Below are 20,204 nucleotides of genomic sequence, written 5' to 3'. Positions count from 1 at the left end.
CGCCCCTCGCGTGGCGGTGCGCGCGAGGAAGGGCAGGGCCTTCCGGAGATCGCGCGGCCGGGTCGCGCGGTGACTCGCGAAGAGGGGCAGGACCTTCCAGAGATCGTCCGCCCGGGTCGAGGCGGCACGCGGGACGACGGTCGTGGCGGCTCGCGTGAAGAAGGGCAGGGCCTTCCGGAGATCATCCGTCCGGGTCGCAGTGGTGCCCGCGAGGAAGGCCAGGGCCTTCCGGAAATCATCCGTCCGGGTCGCAATGGTGCCCGCGAGGAGGGCCAGGGCCTTCCGGAAATCATCCGTCCTCCCCGGAGCGGTGGCGCCTCGCGCGGCGGTGGCCGTGACGTCGCGAAGGAGGAGGAGTTCGAGCTGCCGGAACTCATCCACGCGGGCCGTGGTGCCGAACTGGACGGCAGTTCCTCCGAGCCGCCTCGCGCGGCACGCGCTGACGGTCCACCGAAGGCCAGCCGGCCGGAGCCGATGATCTTCGCGCCGCTGCCCTCCGCGCAGGCGGCGAGCCAGGCCGCGCAGACGCCCGAGCTGCGCACGATGTTCGCCACCCACTCCGCCCTGCTCGCGGAGCGCCTCAAGGCCGAGCTCCAGCACAAGATCTACGGCCGCTCCCCGCACCGCATCCTGCGCGTGGACGAGCCCGAAGGCCCCAGCACCGCGGGCGGCAAGCAGGCCCGGCAGGCCATCTCGCTCGTGGACCGCAAGGGCACCGCGCCGGCGCTCGTCGCGGGCTGGGTGGACGTGGCCAAGGGACAGGCCTCGCTGCGCAACCACGAGGCCGTGGCCAGGCGCTACGAGTTCCAGCACGGCAGCCCCCTGGAACTCGCGCCCGAGGAGTACGAGAAGTTCCTCACCGACGTGGACGAGGTGCTGCGCACCGCCGCCATCCAGGTCCGCATCCTCGTGCCGGACGAGTCCGCGCCCACCCGCGCCACCGTGGGTCAACAGGTCCCGCGCGCGACGGGCGTCGCCGTGCGCTGGGTGATGCTGCTCGTCGCCGTGGCCTTCCTGCTGGGACTCGCCGCCGGGAGCCTGCTGCTTCCCCACGGGTAGAGTCCGACTCGCGTCTCGTCCGCGCGGAAGCCGCAACCAGGAATAATTCGGCAAGTCGTATTCCGCGCAAGTCTCCGGATACGCCACGTCGTTGTTGGGGTCTCGCACCGCCTTCGCGGGCGGCGAGGTCGCGTCGCGCGTCTGGATGACCCATCACCACACCCCGCCATGGACGTGTTCGCGCAATGCCGCGAACGCGACGGCCGGGGTCTGTCCCAAGAGGGGAATGTCGATGAGGCGAGGCGTACGAAGAGCATGGTGGGCCCTGGTGGCCACCGTGGGCCTGGTGGCTTGCGGACCGGAGCCCGAACCCGAAACACCGGCAGTCGAGGCCATGGCCGCGCAGGCGCAAGCGCTGGATGGCGCCTCCTGCCGGCCCACCTCCGAGCCGGTCGTGGGCAGTGGCCTCTCCCAGAAGTGCACGGGGCCGTGGGAGTACCGCGACCTGTGCTTCAAGTCCGGCAGCTCGTCCGCGTGCGGCGGCATCATCGGATACGAGCCGGCCACCTGCACCGCCACGTGCAACCACCCCACCGGCTACGCGCGGCAGACGCACATGGGGACGGCCTACGGCGTGTACCAGATGACGCGCGCCTGCGACTACTCAAGGAAGCCGCCGTGCAAGACGACGTACAGGTCGATGTACTCCAAGACGTGCACCCAGGCCGCCAATGAGGTTGTCGCCGCGCTGCGCGCCCAGGGCCTGGAGTTCCCGGGCCATCCGCTGACCATCGTCAGCGTGACGCCGGGCTCCCGCACGTACGGCGACTCCGAGGTCATCACCGCGGAGGACGATCTCTACATCACCGAGGACGACTTCACCGAGGCGTGCAGCGTCGTCATCGACAACGTGGCCGTGAACTGGGTCACCAGCCAGGATCCGGTCTGCGGCACCACCGCCTGCAACGGTGCGCCCATCTATCCGACCTGCCGTCACTCGTCCTTCGGCACGGAGTCCAATCCGGCCACGTGCGACGGGCTGGCCGGCGGCAGCGTGAAGTACTCGCAGCCTGGAAAGATGCTGTCGGAGCTCGGCGGCGCGGCGGACGTCCGGCAGGACCCGGCGCTGCCCAGCCGGCCTCTCTGCCTCACGGCGGATGAGGTGCCGTTCTCCAGCGCCCAGACGAAGTATGGCCGGCTGCAGGCCACGTGGGACCGCGTGGCGTCCCTGCCGTCCACGTCCGTGGACCAGCCGCTGCTCCAGCGCAACCTGGTGGACTCCTTCAAGACGCTCTTCGAGCTCCAGGGGCAGCTGCTCACCCCCGCGCAGCAGGACTTCATCCTCCAGCGCTACGCGGACTACCCGGACTTCAACCGCGTGACGCGCGTCGACCCCACCATCGACTTCAGCTGGGGCCGGGGCTCGCCGTCAGGCGCCATCGCTCCGGAGACGTTCTCCGCACGCTGGACGGGCGAGGTGGAAGCGCCCGTCACCGGCACCTATACCTTCGAGATCACCACCGACGACGGCATGCGGCTGTGGGTGGACAACACGCTGCGCATCGACGCGTGGTTCCCCCAGGCGTCGACGTCGTACACCACCACCGTCAACCTCCAGGCCGGTCAGCGCTACGCGCTGCGCGTGGAGTACTTCGACAACGGTGACAACGCCACGGCCCGCCTGCGCTGGACGCCGCCGGGCTCCAGCGGCTTCGTCGTCATCCCCACGGAGCGGCTCTACCTGACCGCGTCCTCCACGCACGGCCTGCGCGCGGAGTACTTCGACGAGCCGGACCTCACGTCCAACAACTGCAACGCCTGGACGCCCCCGGCCGCCGCCGAGGCGTGCGCGTCCACCGGCGCCGTGGACGCCACCCTGGCCATGTGCCACCGGATGGCCCAGTCCCATGTCCCCGCGGACCGCGTCGCCACCGTCTGGCAGCGCTGCATGGACGCGGCCGCCAGCGCCGCCGCGGTGTCCTGCTCCGGCCCTTCACCCTACAAGCAGGCCTGGTACGACATCAGCCAGGCGCTGCTGCGCAAGGACGTCCTCGCGCTGAAGCGCGACAGCCAGGGGCAGCTCATCCAGGCGGACCTCCAGGCGCGCATGGCGCGGCTGGACCAGTGGTACGGCCTGGCGCGCACCCAGGTGTACGGCGGCGCCGCGCTGCCGGAGGCCCTGTGGAAGGACCTGGACCTGACCTTCAGCGACTTCTGGAAGATGGCCTACGCGGGCGGCCTGCTCAGCCAGGACGGCACGCAGCTCATCGCCGGGGACCCGTTCAACACCGGCCTCTCCACGGACCGCGCGATGCTCCAGGCGGCCCTCACGCCGGTGGGCGGCTCCACGTCGCTGCCCCTGAACAACGCGCCCCTCCTGATGCTCCTGGGCGACGGCCTGCACGGCCTGCATGACCGCCTGGCGGACGTCAGCCTGATGCACGACCTGGGCTGCCGCTTCATGGTGTGCGCGGGCCCGCCGCCCGTGCAGACCGAGGTGTCCGAGCTGTGGCGGCTGTACGGCGCCATGGCGGACGAGACGAGCCTGAACACCGCGGTGCAGGGCGCCTCCAACCTGGCCCTGGCCCCCGCGGAGCGCAACGCCTGGCGCAACCTCTTCGACCTGCTGCGCCAGCGCCACGCGTCCCTGCGGACCGCCGTGAAGGAGGTCTACGGCGCGACGGACTACTCGTCGTCGCTGCTGATGGGCACGTCCCCCACCGCCACGCCCGCCGCCGCGCTGATGCTGTCGCGCGCCATCCAGGACGGCAACACGCGCACCGCCAGCTACCTGCGCACGGGCACCTTCCTGCCCAGCGCGCGCAACTCGCTGCGCGCCGGCATCCAGGAGGCCAAGCGCGCCCAGCTGGACAACCTCATCACCCAGCGCACCCAGAAGCTGACGACGGACAAGGCGGACTTCATCCAACACCGCACGGAATACGTGAATGCGCGGCTGGCGGAGATGGGCAACGTCCAGCAGCGCACCAGCGTGCATGATCAGCTCAAGCTGCGGCTCACCCAGTTCGACCAGCTGGCCGTGGACCTGACGGGGCTGCGCGCCAACGCGGCCCTGGAGGACGCCGCCTTCGGTGACTTCGCCGCCGCGTTCAACGTGGCGAGCGAGGCGGAGTCCGCGGACCTGGCGCGCCTGGCCATCTCCCGCGGCACTCCGGACACGCTGGTCATCTCCGCCCAGGAGGCTCGCTTCGAGCCGGGCATGAGCCAGGGCAACTTCACCAGCTACGCCGTGCGCAAGAACGGCGCGGTGTGGACGCAGGCCGCGAACGCGGGCGACATCATCAACCTCTCCGCGCGCAACCAGTGGGCCCCCGCGTGCGTGCTGTCCAAGGCGCAGCTGCAGAAGCCGATGCAGACCCAGGGCACCCTGGGTGGGGTGAACGTGTCCAACGCGCTCACCGGCCCGGAGGGCTACCTGGTGTCCTTCAGCGACAGCGCCTTCACCGCGCAGTCCAACGCGACGTCCAACTACTCGGGCTCGTCCAGCTCCAGCCGGGGTTGTGCGGGAGCGCGGGTGGAGGCGGGCGCCAGCTGGGACCTCTTCGTCAAGGTCGAGGCCTCTGTCTACGCCTACGCGGAGGCGTGTCTGTCCAGCGAGAAGGGCCGCCGCACCACCGCGGACAACACCAACGGCGGTGACCAACGCGTCAGCGCCACGTACAACACCGGCATCCGCCTGCCGGGCACACCGTTCCCGAACCTGCCCGTGGGCTCGCTCCTGCTGGTGCAGGTGGAGAAGAACACCCAGGTCGTGCGCGACGTGCAGGTGGTGCAGCCGGCCATGTCCGTCATCATCGGCCGCAAGCCGGGGCTCTCTGACACGCAGACGGACCCGGGCGTGGACCTGTACCTGGTGGCCAACGACGCCGCGAAGGTGGCGCTGCCCGGCTCCACGTTCACGTGCTCGCCGGACACGACGCACTCGCTGACGGTGGAGATGCAGAAGCTGGTGCCCGCGGGCTCCGCCGTGCGCCAGATGGCGCCGGCCATGGCCCGGGTGCTGACGGACATGCGCACCGCCACCGAGGCCCTGGTCAACCAGGGCCGGGTGCTCTCCCAGGACATGGCGGCCCGCCGCCAGGCGGCCACGAGCGCGCTCAACACGGCCTGCCGCGAGGAGACCCAGTGCAATGTCACCGGCACCTGCAACACGGTGTGCGACGTGAGCCAGTTCCCCGCGTCGCTCATGTCCCTCTACGACACCTTCGTGTCCAAGGAGCTGGCGCGGCTGGAGCGCAAGGTGGAGATCCGCGCCGTCGAGCGGCAGATGGAGCTTCTGTCGCTGGAGATGAAGGCGCTGTCGCGCGACGAGGACGCCCTGGAGCAGCAGAGCCGCCTCTTGCGGCTGGTGCCCGCCTGGAGTCTGCGCAACCTGGACGGTGAGAAGCTGCGCCAGAGCACCCAGGCCCTGTCCGTGCTGGTGACGGACCACCTGTTCCCGGTGCTGGACCTGCGCTACCCGTCGGTGCTCGCCGGCCTGAAGACGCGGACGGCCTTCACCAACCTGGTGCGCGCCGACTGGTCGCAGGCGTACGTGAACCTGGCCGACCTGGAGCTCACCGCCGTGAACGAGGTGACGAGCGCCCTGGCCGACGGCCGCTTCGCGGACAAGGACCCCAACTACACGCTCGTGGCCCTGAGCTTCCCGAAGCCGGGCGTCCCCGCGCCCGCGTCGCCGTGGCTGAAGGCCAGCCCGGAGCGCTCCAAGGCGGTGTGGGACTCGCTGCTGAACACCGCGAGCCCCAAGGCGGCCTTCTCCGTGCAGCTGGTGCCCTCGGACTTCTACGCCGCGGACGGCGCGGTGTCCGGGTCGCTCCAGTGCACGGAGGCGACGCCCATCCTCCACCGCATGGGGCTGTACCTCGTGCGCGCCGGCGGTTCGACGTCCGCGGAGAACACCACGCTCAACGGGCAGTTCCTGCGCTCGGCCACCACGTTCGAGCAGGAGCTGACCTTCACCGGCTCGCAGGGCCTGAAGAAGTACTTCATCGAGGACGACCTGCTGGAGGGCGCCCGGTGGCGGCTGGGGCAGAACCGCGTGCTGTTCGGTCTGTCCGCGGATGCCATCAGCACCTTCCAGACGAAGGAGCTGACGATGCCGGAGAACGAGCAGTTCACCGGCGGCGACGGCCTGTCGCCCTTCAGCACCGCGCGCTTCGACGTGACGGGCCTGCGCACCAACCCCATCCACCCGCTGGATGCGGCCACGGAGCTGGTGCTCGTGTACCAGGTGGATCGCCGCACCGTGGGCTCCATGCCGGAGCCGCTGGTGTGCCAGTAGGCCGGCGGCCCGTCACGGGCCGCGGGTGAGCCGTTCCCAGGGGAGCGCCGGCAACGGCGCTCCCCGCTTTTCTTCCCATCCCACTTCCAGCAGGAGTCACCATGTCACCGCTACGGAAGCTGTCCGTGGCCTTGTTATGTCTTGCCGCGCCCGGGGCCTATGCCCAGGGCATGCCGTTCGCGGATTCACGCGTCCAGGCGCCGGAGCTCGCCGCTCCGCAGCGAGGCTCGCTCGTGGGGCAGTACGCCCACACCACCTTCGGTCCCGCCGACGTGAGCCGGGGCGGCTTCAGCCTGCCATCCCCGTTCCAGGTGCCGCAGGACCGGGGGCCGCTGCTCGTGCAGCCCTTCCCGACGTACTCGCCCGACGGCGGCCTGAATGAATGGGGCATGGGCTGGGGCACCAGCCTCACCGTCCAGCGCACGCGCGCGCGAGGAGAGGTGGACTATGCCACCGATGATTTGTCCGGCCCCTGGGGCCGCATGGTGAAGGGCACGGACGGGGTGTGGTACCCGGTGGACTTCACCGCGGGCGTGCGGGTGGTGGAGACGGGCGCCTCGCTGGTGGCGTTCCTGCCGGACGGCAGCCGGTGGACCTTCGGCGCGCAGGTGCGCGTGGACACGCCGCGCGGCACGCACACGTGGTTCCTGGAGGAGGCGCGGGATGCCACCGGCCAGGGCGCGCGGCTGGACTGGACGGTGAACCCCTCCGGCCGGCCCTTCCTGGACCGCGTGCGCTACGGCGGCCGGGGCGAGGACTTCCACTACGAGGTGGCCTTCGCGTACGCGCCCCGGACGCTCGCCACGGTGGACTACCGCAGCGGCGCGCCCCTGAAGCTGGACCGCCGCGTCCAGGAGGTGGCGCTGCGCGTGCGCACGGCGGCCGCGGGCACGCCCGTGGAGCGCTTCCACTACGTGCTGACGTACCAGGACGAGGCCCAGGGCCCCGCGTTCCGCCTCACCGATGTGCAGCAGGTGTTCGCCTCCGGCGCGACGCCGCCCGCCACGCACTACACCTACGCGGAGTCGGATGAGGCGCTGCAGGCGGCCCGGTTCCAGGCCGCGCCCGGGCTGGACGGCCTGCTGACCGCGTTCGGCGGCGACGCCTTCCAGCCGGACCACGCGGCCCTGCTGGACGTGGATCAGGACGGGCGGCTGGATGTGGAGCACCACCAGCGCCAGACGCTCTTCGTGCAGGAGGGCAGCGGCTTCCGCGTGGAGGAGCTGCCGGCTGCCGGCCCGGGCACCGTGCCCGAGTGCCGCCCGCCGGAGTCCGTCTACAACGAGCCCCGGCACCTGGTGCAGCTGGGCCCGGACACGGACGCGCACCAGGTGGTGGACCTGCGCGCGGACGGCGCCTGGCAGTCGACGGAGCTGACGGTGTGCTCGCGCGAGGGCCAGCTCGTGAACCGCCAGTCGCTCCCGGGCAACTGGGAGCTGGGGCCGCAGACGCGCCTGGTGGACCTGAACCGCGACCGGCGTCCGGACCTGCTGCGCGTGTACGAGGGCGGCTACGACGTCCTGCCCAACGTGGGCACGGACCCGGTGGCGCCCGCGTTCGGCCCCAGGGTGAGCGGCGGCCTGATGCCGTACTTCACCCCGCACACCAGCTGGGTGCAGGACCTCAACGGCGACGGGCAGTCGGACCTGGTCGCGCGCCACGAGGGCGGGCTCGTCGTTTGGTACGGGCAGGGCCAGTACCGCTTTGACGGCGCGGGCCAGGGCATGCCGGTGCGCCTGTGGTACGGCGGCGAGCTGAGCGGGTTCCTGGACTACCAGCTTGCGTTCGTGGACCTGAACAAGGACGGCCTGTCGGACCTGGTGCTGTGGCAGCAGGGCTACGCGCTCTTCTTCGTGAACACCGGCGAGGAGTTCGCGGAGGTGCGCGCGCCCCTGGGTGACTTCTTCGACGGGCTGCCCGGCCCGGTGGTGGTGGGCGACCTCACCGGCACCGGCGGCACGCAGCTCAACACGGTGCGGCTGGGGCAGGCGTACGCCGTCACCCTGGATGCACCGGGCTCGGGGCTCATGCGCTCCGCGGACGACGGCAAGGGCACGCGCCTGGCGTTCCAGTACGCGTGGAGCCCCGCGGTCCCCGGCATCCACCAGCGCGAGGCGGTCCTCTCCGCGCTGGACGTGACGTCCTCCGGCCATACCCCCGAGCACATCACCTACGACTACGCGAAGCCCGTCATGCACCCGGTGAGCCGCACGCTGCTGGGCTACGAGGACGTGTCGCGCGTCACGCCGGTGGTCACGGACACGTCCACCTTCGCGCATGACGAGCGGCAGACCGGCCTGCTCGTCTCCAGCACGTCCACCGACACGCGCACCCCGGGCGTGGAGCGCTTCGAGTGGCGCGTGTACGAGGCGACAAGCTCCTTCGGCCTTCCGTGGAAGCGGCTGCGCGAGCAGCACACCGGGTGGCGCTCCGGCTCGCGCCAGGTGGAGGAGTGGACGGAGGTGCAGGCATACACCGCGGAGCTGTGCCCGGCCCGCAGCGTGCTGCACACCGCGAACGGCACGCTCACCACCGAGCGCACCCGCGCGACCCTGTCCGGGCTCGCGGGACACCTGCACTGCCTGGACGCGAACGTGGTGCTGACGGGCCAGCACGCGGACGCGACGCTGGACTTCCGCCACGAGTCGCGCACGACGCGCAACGCGGTGGGCATGGTCCAGAAGCTGGAGAGCCTGTCGCCCACCGGCGCGCTGACGCTCCAGGACGTCTTCTACCGGCCGGACTACTCCGTGGAGCACGTCGCCGTGCCGGGGCAGGGCACGACCTGGTTCGACTTCGAGCCGGGCGGCACCCTCCTGCGCAAGGTGACGTCCCCGGACGGCACCACCGTGGAGGTGACCGACCGCGACCCGCTGACGGACGCCGCCCGCGCCCTGCGCTATGGCCGGGGCACGGCGAGCTACACGGAGTCCTTCCGCTACGACGGCCTGGAGCGGCTCACGCGGCAGTGGGACGACCAGGGGCTCGCGACGGAGACGAACCCCTCCACGAAGCTGTCCTACCAGTACGCCACCGCGCTCACGCCCGCGCTGGTGCAGGTGGAGTCGCTGGTGGACACGCAGGGCGGCGCGCGGCGCCAGGCGGCCGAGTGGAGCACCGCGGCCGGTGAGCCCGTGGCGACGGCGCAGCGGATGCCCGGAGGCTGGTCCTTCCAGCCCGTCACCACCTACGACCCGGCCCAGCTGGAGACGCGGCGGTACGCGCGCCCCCACGCGCCGGGCACGCTCCAGCCGGAGCAGGTGACCTATGGCGACCTGCTGACGGGGACCGCGTCGCTGGGCTTCAGCCGGAGCGCCGGCTTCGGCCACGTCGCGGAGTCCTCCGCCGTCCTCCAGACGGGCGTCCAGCGCCAGGAGCACGTGACGCTGGCGGTGGAGGCGGCGGGGCTGCGGCGGGACGTGGTGGAGAACGGCACCTTCACCACGTCACGCTGGACCGACGGCAGCGACCGCGTGCGCGCCTTCCAGGACGCGGACGGCACGCGCTACGAGTACACCTACGACGTGCTGGGTCGCGTGCGCGACGTGAAGCTGCCGGACGGCAAGCACCACCAGCTGGCCCTGGACGCGCACGGCCGCGTGACGCGCGTGGCGCGCGAGGGCATCGCCACGGTGGATTACGCCTACGACCCGGTCTCCGGCCTGCCCACGCAGCGCCGGATGCTGAGCCCGGCGGGCGTGGCCCGCAGCACGGAGGGCTGGACGTATGACGGCCTGGGCCGCAAGACGGAAGCCCTGCACACCGACCCGGGCACCGGCGCCACGCAGCGCTACCGCTTCTACTACGACGGCGCCACGCCCCAGGCCCCGCTCACGCGCACGCACCTGGGCGAGCTCACCGGCGTGGAAGGGCAGGGCTTCCAGAAGACCTTCCAGTACCGCGCGGACGGCAAGGTGTCGCGCCGGGTGGTGACCCTCACGGGCTGGCGCACGGTGGACACGCAGTTCGTCTACAGCGACGGCGGCGACGTCGCGCGCGAGACGACGCTCGTGAGCGACGCGGCCGGGGTGCTCCTGTCCTCGCACACGCAGGAGGACCGCTGGGACGCGCACGGCCGCCTGGCGGAGACGCGGCTGGACGGCATGCTCCTGGCCCTCTACGGCTACGACGCGGAAGGGCAGCCGGTGACGGCGGACTTCGCCAACGGCACGCGCGTGACGCTGGGCCGCGACCCGCTCACGCGCCGGCAGCTCACCAAGGCGCAGCAGGGCCCGGGGTGGACCGCCACCGTGGCGCAGCGGCTGGACAACCGGGGCAACGTGGCCGCGGAGTCCTACGGCTCCAACGGCGTCACGCTGGAGCGAGACTACGCGTACTCGCCGCGCGGCTTCCTCACCGCGTCGCAGGACAGCGGGCACGCGTATGCCTATGCGTACGACAGCCAGGGCCTGCCCTCCGCCATCGAACAGGACGGCGTGCACCAGGCGCTGACGCGGCTGGGCAACACCCTGACCGTCGGCAGCGTGACGTACACGTTCGACGACCTGGGCCGCACCGTGTCGCGCGGCGACCTGGTGTTCGAGTACGGCCCCAACGGCCAGGTGGCCCGCGCCCATCGCCCGGGCCAGGAGGAGTGGCGCTTCCTCTACGACGAGTCCGGACAGCGGCTGCTCAAGCTCGCGGGCACGGTGCCGCAGGCGGCCTACCTGGACGGCGGCGCGCTGCTGTCGAAGGGAGGCCTGACGAAGCCGTTCCGGTTCGCCCGCCAGGTGATGGGGCTGGTGAACGACGGCGTCTTCCAGCTCGTGGGCACGGACAGCCGGGGCACGGTGATGGCGGACGCGCTGGGGCAGCTGCTCGTCGCTTCACCGTTCGGCGCGCGGAGCTTCCGCCCGGTGAGCGCGGAGGTGCTCGACTACGTGGAGAAGGGCTTCGACGTGGACCTGGGGCTCGCGCGCATGGGCGCGCGTGACTACGACCCGGTCATCAACCGCTTCCTCACGCCGGACCCGCTCTTCCTGGAGCAGCCGTCGCTCTGCGTGGACAGCCCCGTGGAGTGCAACCTCTACGCGTACGCGCGCAACGCGCCCACGCGCTTCGTGGACCCCAGCGGCTTCAAGGCCAAGGCGGCCGCCGCGCCAGCCCCCAAGGAGGAGCCGGAGGTCGAGGTCACGTCCTATGTCGTGGAGATGAACCGCTTCAAGACGCTGGAGGGTGGGAATCTCAAGAGCGTGAATGCCATCGTGTTGCACCGCACGAGCGCATCCACGGCGGAGAGCACGTTGAACGCCTACCGCGACGGGCAGAAGACCGGCGCCCACTTCCTGGTGACCGAGGACGGGCGCATCATCCAGACGATGAAGCTGGACCAGATGGCCTCGCACGTGGGGCAGATCCGTGCGCGCTGCGAGGAGGAGAACACCTGCTCGGCGACGGAGAAGGCGGCGCTCAAGAACCTGTGGGACCCCAAGCGCGTCGCCGGTTATTCCGACCGCAAGAAGGACGTCTACAAGCACGAGCTGACCAAGAGCTACCCGGACCGCTACCCCCTCAACGAGGACTCCATCGGCATCGAGGTGGTGGGCGTCAAGGATGCCAAGGGGGCGTTCAATGAGCCCACCGCGGCCCAGGTCTCCGCGGTCCAAGCGTTGGTGAGCGTGCTGCAGGACCGTTACAAACTCACGGACGCGGACGTCTACGTGCACGGCGTCATCGCCTACAAGGACACGCCGCGCGGAGAAGGAAAGGGCTTCGGGTACTGACATGCGACACATCCCTCAGGCAATGAAGCTCCGGCGCTGGGCCGGGATGACGGTGCTCGCCGGCCTCGCGGCCACGCTCGCGCAGGCCGAGCCACCCCGGTGGTCCGTCCCGGCGAACGCGCGCATCGAGCATCTGTCCGCCGGCATGGAGGAGGGCGCCGAGAACAGCACCGACAAGGAGCACTGCGGCTACTTCAAGCTCTCCGCGGAGGAGGCGCTCACGTACCTGCGCTCGGCGACTCCCATCGCGGAGCAGGAGGTGCATGACCGGGTGGACTGGGCGTCCTGCGTCGTGCGCGGCACGCTGGTGTCCGGCAAGGGCAAGCAGCGCAAGGAGGTCACCTTCGTGATCTCCGCGACGCTCGCGGCCCGCCTCCACGACCCCGTCAACGGCCTGCGCTACCTGGTCTGCGAGGGCGCCTGCGAGACGAAGATCAACGCCCTCGTCGAGAAGTACATCGGGCAGGAGCCGAAGTAGGCGCTGTCCGCTGGAGGATGGGGGGCGGCGCACCGGTGCGATGGCCGGTGGGCGGCCCCCCTTCCACCTTGGTGTCTCCCCCCATCCGGTCGGAGGCATCCATGGCGTCACCCGCCCGTCGTCCCAAGTCCCATTGGCGCAAGCTGCTGGGCGGCTGCGTCGTGTCCGTCGCCCGGGCCTTCGCGCCCACGTCCGTGCTCGCGGACGGCCCCCCGGTGCTGGATGGCCGGCCGCGTTACCCCCGCGTTCCGGTGCCGGTCCGGAACTCTCAATCGCTCGGAATCCGAGGCACGGATCCGCGGCTGCCCGGATGACTCAGGAGTGACAGCGGGGCGGGGGGCCCCATGGTACGGTGCTCGCGTCATTTTTCAGGGGGGACAGCCACGTGTGCCCGCCCTGGAACTCCGTGAGCCCCACCATGCGCAGACTCTCCCTGCTGGCCCTCTGCCTTGTCGTCGCGACCGCGTGTTCGCGGGGCGACAAGGACGCGAAGGGCGGCCCGTCGGAGACCGGCACCGCGCCGACTCCGTCCTCGAAGTCCCCTGGCATCGCCGTCGAGCCGCTGCCCGAGCCTCCCGCGCTGAAGATCGACGCCCAGGACGCCGCCGAGCAGGGCCCGCTCTCCATCGCGGCCGTGCGGCCCGAAGGCCAGGCCTACGGCAACGTCCGGCCGACCATCACCTTCACCAAGCCGATGATCGCCCTGGGCTCCGTCGCCGCGGAGCGCGGCCTGGCGGCGCCCGCGAAGATCGCCCCCGCGCTGGAAGGCGAGTGGCGCTGGCTGGGCTCCGCGAGCGTGGAGTTCGTGCCGAGTTCGGGCGTGAAGCTGGGGACGCAGTACACGGTGACGGTGCCCGCGGGCCTCAAGGCCATGGACGGCACCGCGCTGGCGGAGCCGTACACCTTCCAGTTCGAGACGCCGCGCCCGTCCATCCAGTCCGCGCAGCCGGAGGCGGAGTACCGCTGGCTGCAGCCGGAGCAGGTCTTCACGCTCACCTTCAACCAGGCGGTGAAGGACCTGGCGCAGCACGCGCGCCTGGAGCCCGCGACCGGCGCTCCGGTGCCGCTCACGCTGGTGAAGGCGACGGCGTACGCGGACCTGAAGGAGACGCAGGTGGGCAGCGGCCCGGAGCGCAAGTCCCAGGACCGCCGCGTGAAGTACGAGCTGAAGCCCGCGCAGAAGCTGCCGGCGGGGACGCAGTTCACCCTGGTGGTGGACGGGGAGCTGACGGGCACGGACGGCCCGCTGCCCATGGGCGAGGCGGTGCGCTACGCGTACGCCACCTACGGCGCGCTCAAGATGGAGTCCGCGGGCGCGTGCGTGTTCACCTGGGGCGAGGAGAAGTGCCCCTACGGCCCGCTCATCCTCTTCACGTCCAATGAGCTGGATGCCGCTTCGCTCAAGGGCAAGGTGACGCTGGAGCCGAAGGCGGAGATCGACTGGGAGCGCGTGCAGACGCAGATGCCGTACTCGGGCGCGGAGCTGAAGAACCCGTACGTGTCGCTGCCCGGCCGCTACCGCCCCGGCACCACGTACAAGATCAAGGTCGCCGCGGGCTACAAGGATCTCTTCGGCCAGACGGGCCCCGCCTTCCAGGGCGAGGTGAAGCTGGCGGACGTGGAGCCGGCCTTCGACTCCGGCTCGCGCGAGGCGCTGGTGGAGGCGTCCGGTGACGGCTCCATCCCGCTGGTGACGACCAACGTCCCGGAGGTGCAGGCGGAGGTGTGGTCGCTGTCCCCCGCGCAGCTCGCGCAGCTCATCGACACCAACGAGTGGCCGTCCTCGGAGCCCTACCGGACGACGGTGGACACGAAGGCCGCGCGCAACGTGGAGCGCACGTCGCCGCTCGACCTTCGTCCGGCGTTCAGCGGGGCGAAGACGGGCCTGTTCCTCGCGCGGCTCAACGCGCCGTCGCTCAATCAGAAGTACCCGCACCGTGTCATCGGGCAGGTGACGGACCTGGCGGTGCACGCGAAGCTGGGGGCCGCCTCCGGCGTGGTGTGGGTGACGTCGCTGGCGACGGGCGCCCCGGTGCCGGACGCGCAGCTGACGCTCTGGGACAAGCAGGGCACGGAGCACTGGACGGGCACGACGGACGCCAACGGCCTGGCGAAGGTGCCGGGCCTGTCGGAGATGCTCAAGCCCAAGGAGGAGTCCGCCTGGAGCACGCCGTGGGCCATGGTGTCCGCGGTGAAGGACACGGACATTGGCGTGACGCTGTCCACGTGGGAGGGCGGCATGTCGCCCGGCGCGTTCTCGCTGCAGAGCGCGTGGGAGGGCCGCGTCCCGGACAGCCTGGGCTTCGTGTTCGCCGACCGCGGCATCTACCGCCCCGGCGACGACGTGATGCTCAAGGGCGTGGCGCGCTACCGCCGCCTGGGCGCGCTCAAGTCGCCGCCCGCGAACGCGAAGGCGCAGATCACGGTGACCAGCTCGCGCGGTGAGAAGGTCTTCCAGACGGAGGCCGCCGTCACGAAGTACGGCACCTTCCGCGCGGACCTCAAGCTGGGCAAGGACATGCCCCTGGGCTACTACGACGTGGCCGCGAAGCTGAAGGTCGGCGGCGAGTCGCTGAGCTACGGCGGCACCTTCCGCGTGGAGGAGTACCGCGCGCCGCAGTTCCGCGTGGACGTGGCGGTGCCCAAGAAGGACGTCGCGGCCGGCGAGCCGCTCACCGCCCGCGTGGACGCGCGCTACCTGTTCGGCGGCGCCATGGGCGATGCGCAGGTGCGCTGGAACGTGCAGCGCGCCAGCTCCTTCTTCGCGCCCCCGGGCAACGAGGCCTTCACCTTCGGCGTGAACACCTGGTGGTGGGACGACGAGCACCCGGAGACCAGCACCGAATCGTTCGGCTCCGGTGACGGCCGCACGGACGCGCAGGGCCAGCTGGCGCTGGCGCTGGGCACGGCGGACGCGCCCGGTGGCAAGACGTGGGAGTACACGCTGGAGGCGGAGGTGGAGGACGTCAACCGCCAGCGCGTCGCCAACCGCAACCTCGTCATCGTGCACCCCGCGGACGTCTACGCGGGCCTGCGCATGCTCTCCACCGGCTTCGCGGAAGCCGGCAAGGAGGTGGGCCTGGAAGTCGTCGCCGTATCGCCCGAGGGCAAGCGCCAGGAGGGCGTCGCGGTGGACGTGAACATCAAGCGCCGCGACTGGAAGTCCATCCGCAAGAAGGGCGACGGCGGCCAGTGGTTCACCGTCACGGAGCCGGTGGAGACGGATGCGGCGAAGTGCTCGGTGAAGAGCGCCGCGACGCCGCAGCAGTGCAAGTTCACCCCCGCCGAGCCCGGCCTGTACGTGCTGGAGGCGGTGGCCACGGACGCGAAGGGCCGCAAGGCGACGACGCGTGACTCGCTCTACGTCACCGGCTCCGGCTGGGTGTCCTGGCAGCGCAACGACACGGACCGCATCGACCTGGTGGCGGACAAGCAGCTGTACGACGTGGGTGACACCGCGAAGGTGCTGGTGAAGAGCCCGTACCCGCAGGCGGACGCGCTCGTCACCGTGGAGCGCGAGGGCGTGCTCAGCGTGCGCCGCGTGAAGCTCAAGGGCAGCGCCACCGCGCTGGACATCCCGCTGGGGGAGGGCGCCATCCCCAACGTCTACGTGGGCGTGGTGCTGGTGCGCGGCCGCGTGGAGGCGTCCAAGGGCATCGAGTCCGGCGACGACCCGGGCCGCCCCGCCGTCCGCGTGGGCTACACGCAGCTGCGGGTGGAGAAGAAGTCCAAGCGCCTGTCGGTGGCGCTGACGCCGGACGCGCCGGAGAAGCGCCCGCGCGACAAGGTGACGGTGAACGTGGCGGTGAAGGACGCGGCGGGCCAGGGCGCGAAGTCGGAGGTGACGCTCTGGGCCGTGGATGAAGGCGTGCTGCGGCTGACGGGCTACAAGGCGCCGGATCCGCTGGACGCGATGTTCCAGGAGCGCGGCCTGTCGGTGCGCATTGGCGAGCCGCTCATCCACCTGGTGCTGCGCAAGCTGTACGGCGAGAAGGGCTCGCGGCCGGGCGGCTCCGGCGGCTCCGACACGACGGGCTCCGGCATCCGGTCCAACTTCAAGACGACGGCGGTCTTCCAGTCGGTGGAGACGGACGACCAGGGCAATGCGAAGGTGGAGTTCACGCTGCCGGACAACCTGACCACCTTCCGCATCATGGCGGTGGCCGTGACGGACGCGGACCGCTTCGGCGTGGGCGAGAGCAAGGTGCAGGTGGCCAAGCCGCTGCTGGCGCTGCCGGCGCTGCCCCGGCTGGTGCGCGTGGGCGACAAGGCGGAGGCGGGCGTGGTCATCCACACCACGAACCCGGCCATCAAGGAGGCCAAGGTCACCGCGCAGCTCACCGGCGTGCGCGTGGAAGGTCCCGCGGAGAAGACGGTGCAGCTGGACGGCAAGGCCCGCGAGGTGCGCTTCACCTTCGTGGCCGAGCAGCCGGGCACCGCGGTGCTGCGCTTCGCCGTCGCGGGCGGCGGGGAGACGGACGCGGTGGAGCAGAAGATCCCCGTGCAGCTGCCCGTGGGCATGGAGGCCGTGGCGGTCTACGGCGACACGACGGGCGAGCGCGTGGAGGGGCTCAAGCCGCCGGGCGGCGTGCGTCCGGGCATGGGCGGCCTCACGGTGACGATGTCCTCCACGGTGATGGGCGGGTTCGACGAGTCGATGAACCAGCTGGTGGACTATCCCTACGGGTGCCTGGAGCAGATGTCGTCGCGGCTGGTGCCGTTCGTCGCGCTGCGCGACCTGTCCGGCAAGTTCGGTGTCGCGTGGACCGGCGGTTCGGACGAGCAGAAGCAGGCGTTCGTCCGGAGCTTCCTCAGCGACGACGCGCTGAAGACGCAGGGCACGCTGGATCCGGACACGGTGGTGGCGGCGACGGTGCGCAGGATCGAAGCGCTCCAGAACCACGACGGCGGCTTCCGCTTCTGGGCCTCCAGCGACTGCTCGTCGCCGTATGCCTCCGCGTACGCGACGCTGGCGCTCGCCCGGGCCAAGGAGGTGGGCTACGCGGTGAACGCGGGCGTGCTCGACAAGGCGAAGAAGTTCCTGGCGGACAAGGTGGCCGCGGGCGTGTGCTCGCAGTGCGCCTACGGCTGCAGCGCGGTGGGGCCGGAGACGCGGGCCTTCGCGCTCTACACGCTGGCGCGCATGGGGGCGCCGCGGCCGTCGTACTACAACGAGCTGTTCGAGCAGCGGCAGAAGCTGCCGCTCTTCGCGCGGGCGATGCTGACGGACGCCATCTTCGTGGGGAAGGGCAACCGCGCGCAGGGCCAGAAGATGCTCCAGGAGCTGCTCAACACGGCCCAGGAGACCGCGGCGGGCGTGCACTTCCAGGAGACGGACCCGAAGACGTACGCGCCGCTCTGGTCCTCCGACACGCGCACCACGGCGCTGGTGCTCCAGACGCTGGTGGACGTGCAGCCGGACCACCCCTACGTGTCGAAGATGGGGCGCTACCTGGCCTCCGCGCGCGAGGGGGATGGGCGCTTCCGCAACACGCAGGAGGCGGCCTTCACGCTGATGGCGCTGTCGGAAGTGGTGCGCCGCAAGGAGACGGCCGTGCCGTCCTTCGAGGCGGTGGTGAAGCTGGGCGGACAGGTGATTGCGTCCGCCGACTTCAAGGGCCGCGACATGGGCGTGAAGACGGTGCAGGTGCCGGTGGAGAAGCTGGGCCCGGCGGACAAGGCGCAGCCCTTCACCTTCGGGGTGAACGGCACGGGCAACCTCTACTACGGCGCGCTGTTGCGCTACGCGCCGGCGCAGATGCCGATGGACCCGATGGACCGGGGCATCATCGTCCAGCGCTGGTTCGAGCCGTACTCGGGTGGCGGTCAGGCGAAGGCGGCGCGCGCGGGTGAGCTGGTGCGCGTGCGCGTGCGCGTGGCCACGCCGATGCGGCGCAACTTCGTGGCGGTGGACGTGCCGCTGCCCGCGGGCCTGGAGCCGGTGGACACGTCGCTGGCCAGCACGGCGAGCCTGCCGGGCCCCGCGGGCTCCGGCGAGGAGGAAGGCCCCGGCGAGGGCTACGAGTACGAGAGCGAGGAGGACCTGTCGGAGACGGACGAGGGCAACAACGTCTGGGCGACGCGCTTCTGGTCGCCGTTCAACCACACGGAGATGCGGGATGACCGCGTGGTGTTCTTCGCCGACGAGCTGCCCCCGGGCGTGCACGTGACGAGCTTCGTCGCCCGGGCCACGACGCCGGGTGACTTCGTGCTCAAGCCCGCGCACGCGGAGGAGATGTACACGCCGGAGGTGTTCGGCCGCTCCGAGGGTGGGCGCTTCCCGGTGCTGATGCCGGACGAGGTCGCCGCGAAGTGATGAAGCGCCTCACGCTTCGCGGGGCAGCGCGCGCCGTGGCGGTTCTCGCGGCGCTCGTGGTGGTGGGCTGCGCGGGCTTCATCGCGTGGCCCCTGCCGGGGACGTTGTTGTCCCGCGAGGCGCTGTCCTCGCTGGTGCTCACCGACCGCACGGGCCACGCCCTGCGCGAGGTGCTCTCCCGCGAGGACGGACGCAGTGTGGGCCTTCCGGGGGGACGCATTCCCCCGAAGGTGCGGCAGGCGTTCATCGCCGCGGAGGATCAACGCTTCACGTGGCATCCGGGCGTGGACGTGGTGGCGGTGGCCCGGGCGGCGCGCGACAACGTGTCGGCCGGGCGCATCGTGTCCGGCGCGTCCACGATTCCGCAGCAGCTGGCGCGCAGGCTGGTGCCGCGCGAGCGCTCGTGGTGGGGCAAGGCCGGTGAGGCGCTCTGGGCGCTGCGGCTGACGGCGCACCTGTCCAAGGAGCAGGTGCTGCTGGAGTACCTGGACCGCGTGCCGCTGGGGAACTCCACGTTCGGCGTGGAGGCGGCGGCGCAGCGGTACTTCGGGCGTCCGGCGGAGCGGCTGTCGGAGGGACAGGCGGCGCTGCTCGCGGGGATGGCGCGCTCGCCCGCGCGGAGGGATCCGTACCGGCGGCCGGAGATGGCGATGGCCGGGATGCGCGACGTGCTCTCGCGCATGGTGGAGGAGGGCTTCCTGACGAAGGTGGAAGCGAAGGCGGCGGAGGAGACGCCGCTGGACCTGGTGCCTCCGGAGCGCGTGTTCGAGGTGCCGCACCTGACGACGGCGCTGCTCCAGCGGCTGCCGGAGCTGGGGCTGGACCGTGCGGCGCGCATCGAGACGACCATCGACCCGGCGCTCCAGGCGGCGGTGGAGAAGGCCATCACGGAGGAGCTGCGCGGGCTGGCGCACCGGCGCGTGGGCGAGGCAGCGGCCATCGTCCTGGACAACGCGACGGGCGAGGTGCTCGCGTACGTGGGCTCCTCGGACTTCCTGGACGAGGAAAAGGGTGGCCAGAACGATGGCGTGCGCTCACTGCGGCAGCCGGGGTCGGCGCTCAAGCCGTTCGCGTACGGGCTGGCGCTGAGCAAGGGCTTCACGCCGTCGAGCGTGCTCGCGGACGTGGAGGTGCACCTGGCGACGCCGGGCGGCGCGTACGTGCCGAAGAACTACGACCGGCGCGTGCATGGCCCGGTGCGGCTGCGGGCGGCGCTGGCGTCCAGCTACAACATCCCGGCCGTGCGCGTGGCGGACGCGCTGGGTCCGGAGCAGGTGCTGCGCGTGCTGCGCGAGGCGGGCTTCCAGAGCCTCACGGAGAGCGCGTCGCACTACGGCGTGGGCATCTGTCGCTTATACACATCTGACGCTGCCGACGATAAGGCTC

7 protein-coding genes are annotated in these 20,204 nt (G+C 71.3%); all 7 read left to right on the top strand.

The genetic code is table 11. The annotated features are described in order from the left end of the window. On the top strand, positions 1-1,059 hold a 1,059-nt coding region (locus tag D7W79_RS43720; RefSeq protein WP_158617007.1), incomplete at its 5' end, for a hypothetical protein. A 268-nt stretch (positions 1,060-1,327) separates the two neighbouring features. Then, a complete protein-coding gene (locus D7W79_RS20200) occupies positions 1,328-6,301 on the top strand; it encodes a PA14 domain-containing protein (RefSeq protein ID WP_208729779.1) in 4,974 nt (1,657 codons plus the stop codon). 101 nt (positions 6,302-6,402) lie between these two features. After that, positions 6,403-12,024 carry an N-acetylmuramoyl-L-alanine amidase gene (locus D7W79_RS20195; protein WP_120527020.1) on the top strand — a complete coding sequence of 1,874 codons (5,622 nt, stop codon included), beginning with the start codon at positions 6,403-6,405 and terminating at the stop codon, positions 12,022-12,024. Between the two features lie 22 nt (positions 12,025-12,046). Further along, a complete protein-coding gene (locus D7W79_RS20190; RefSeq protein WP_208729778.1) occupies positions 12,047-12,502 on the top strand; it encodes a hypothetical protein in 456 nt (151 codons plus the stop codon). A 101-nt stretch (positions 12,503-12,603) separates the two neighbouring features. Beyond that, positions 12,604-12,816: a hypothetical protein gene (locus tag D7W79_RS20185; RefSeq protein ID WP_120527018.1), complete on the top strand. Its 213-nt coding sequence runs from the start codon at positions 12,604-12,606 to the stop codon at positions 12,814-12,816. Positions 12,817-12,920: 104 nt separating this feature from the next. Continuing rightward, entirely contained in the window at positions 12,921-18,818 is a 5,898-nt protein-coding gene (locus D7W79_RS20180; RefSeq protein WP_120527017.1) for an Ig-like domain-containing alpha-2-macroglobulin family protein, read from the top strand. Continuing rightward, a partial coding sequence (locus tag D7W79_RS46460) for a transglycosylase domain-containing protein (RefSeq protein ID WP_208729777.1) occupies positions 18,818-20,204 on the top strand: 1,387 nt, incomplete at its 3' end. The genes D7W79_RS20180 and D7W79_RS46460, both read left to right, overlap by 1 nt.

The organism is Corallococcus exercitus, assembly GCF_003611585.1.
Lineage (GTDB): Bacteria > Myxococcota > Myxococcia > Myxococcales > Myxococcaceae > Corallococcus > Corallococcus exercitus.
The sequence above is the reverse complement of the archived record's forward strand: the minus strand, read 5'-3'. Positions and strand labels throughout refer to the sequence as shown.

Excerpts from the sequence above, each read along its gene's own strand:
- D7W79_RS20185 (WP_120527018.1), top strand. The coding sequence starts at position 12,604 with ATGGCGTCACCCGCCCGTCGTCCCAAGTCCCATTGGCGCAAGCTGCTG.
- D7W79_RS20180 (WP_120527017.1), top strand. The coding sequence starts at position 12,921 with ATGCGCAGACTCTCCCTGCTGGCCCTCTGCCTTGTCGTCGCGACCGCG.
- D7W79_RS20190 (WP_208729778.1), top strand. The coding sequence starts at position 12,047 with ATGAAGCTCCGGCGCTGGGCCGGGATGACGGTGCTCGCCGGCCTCGCG.
- D7W79_RS20195 (WP_120527020.1), top strand. The coding sequence starts at position 6,403 with ATGTCACCGCTACGGAAGCTGTCCGTGGCCTTGTTATGTCTTGCCGCG.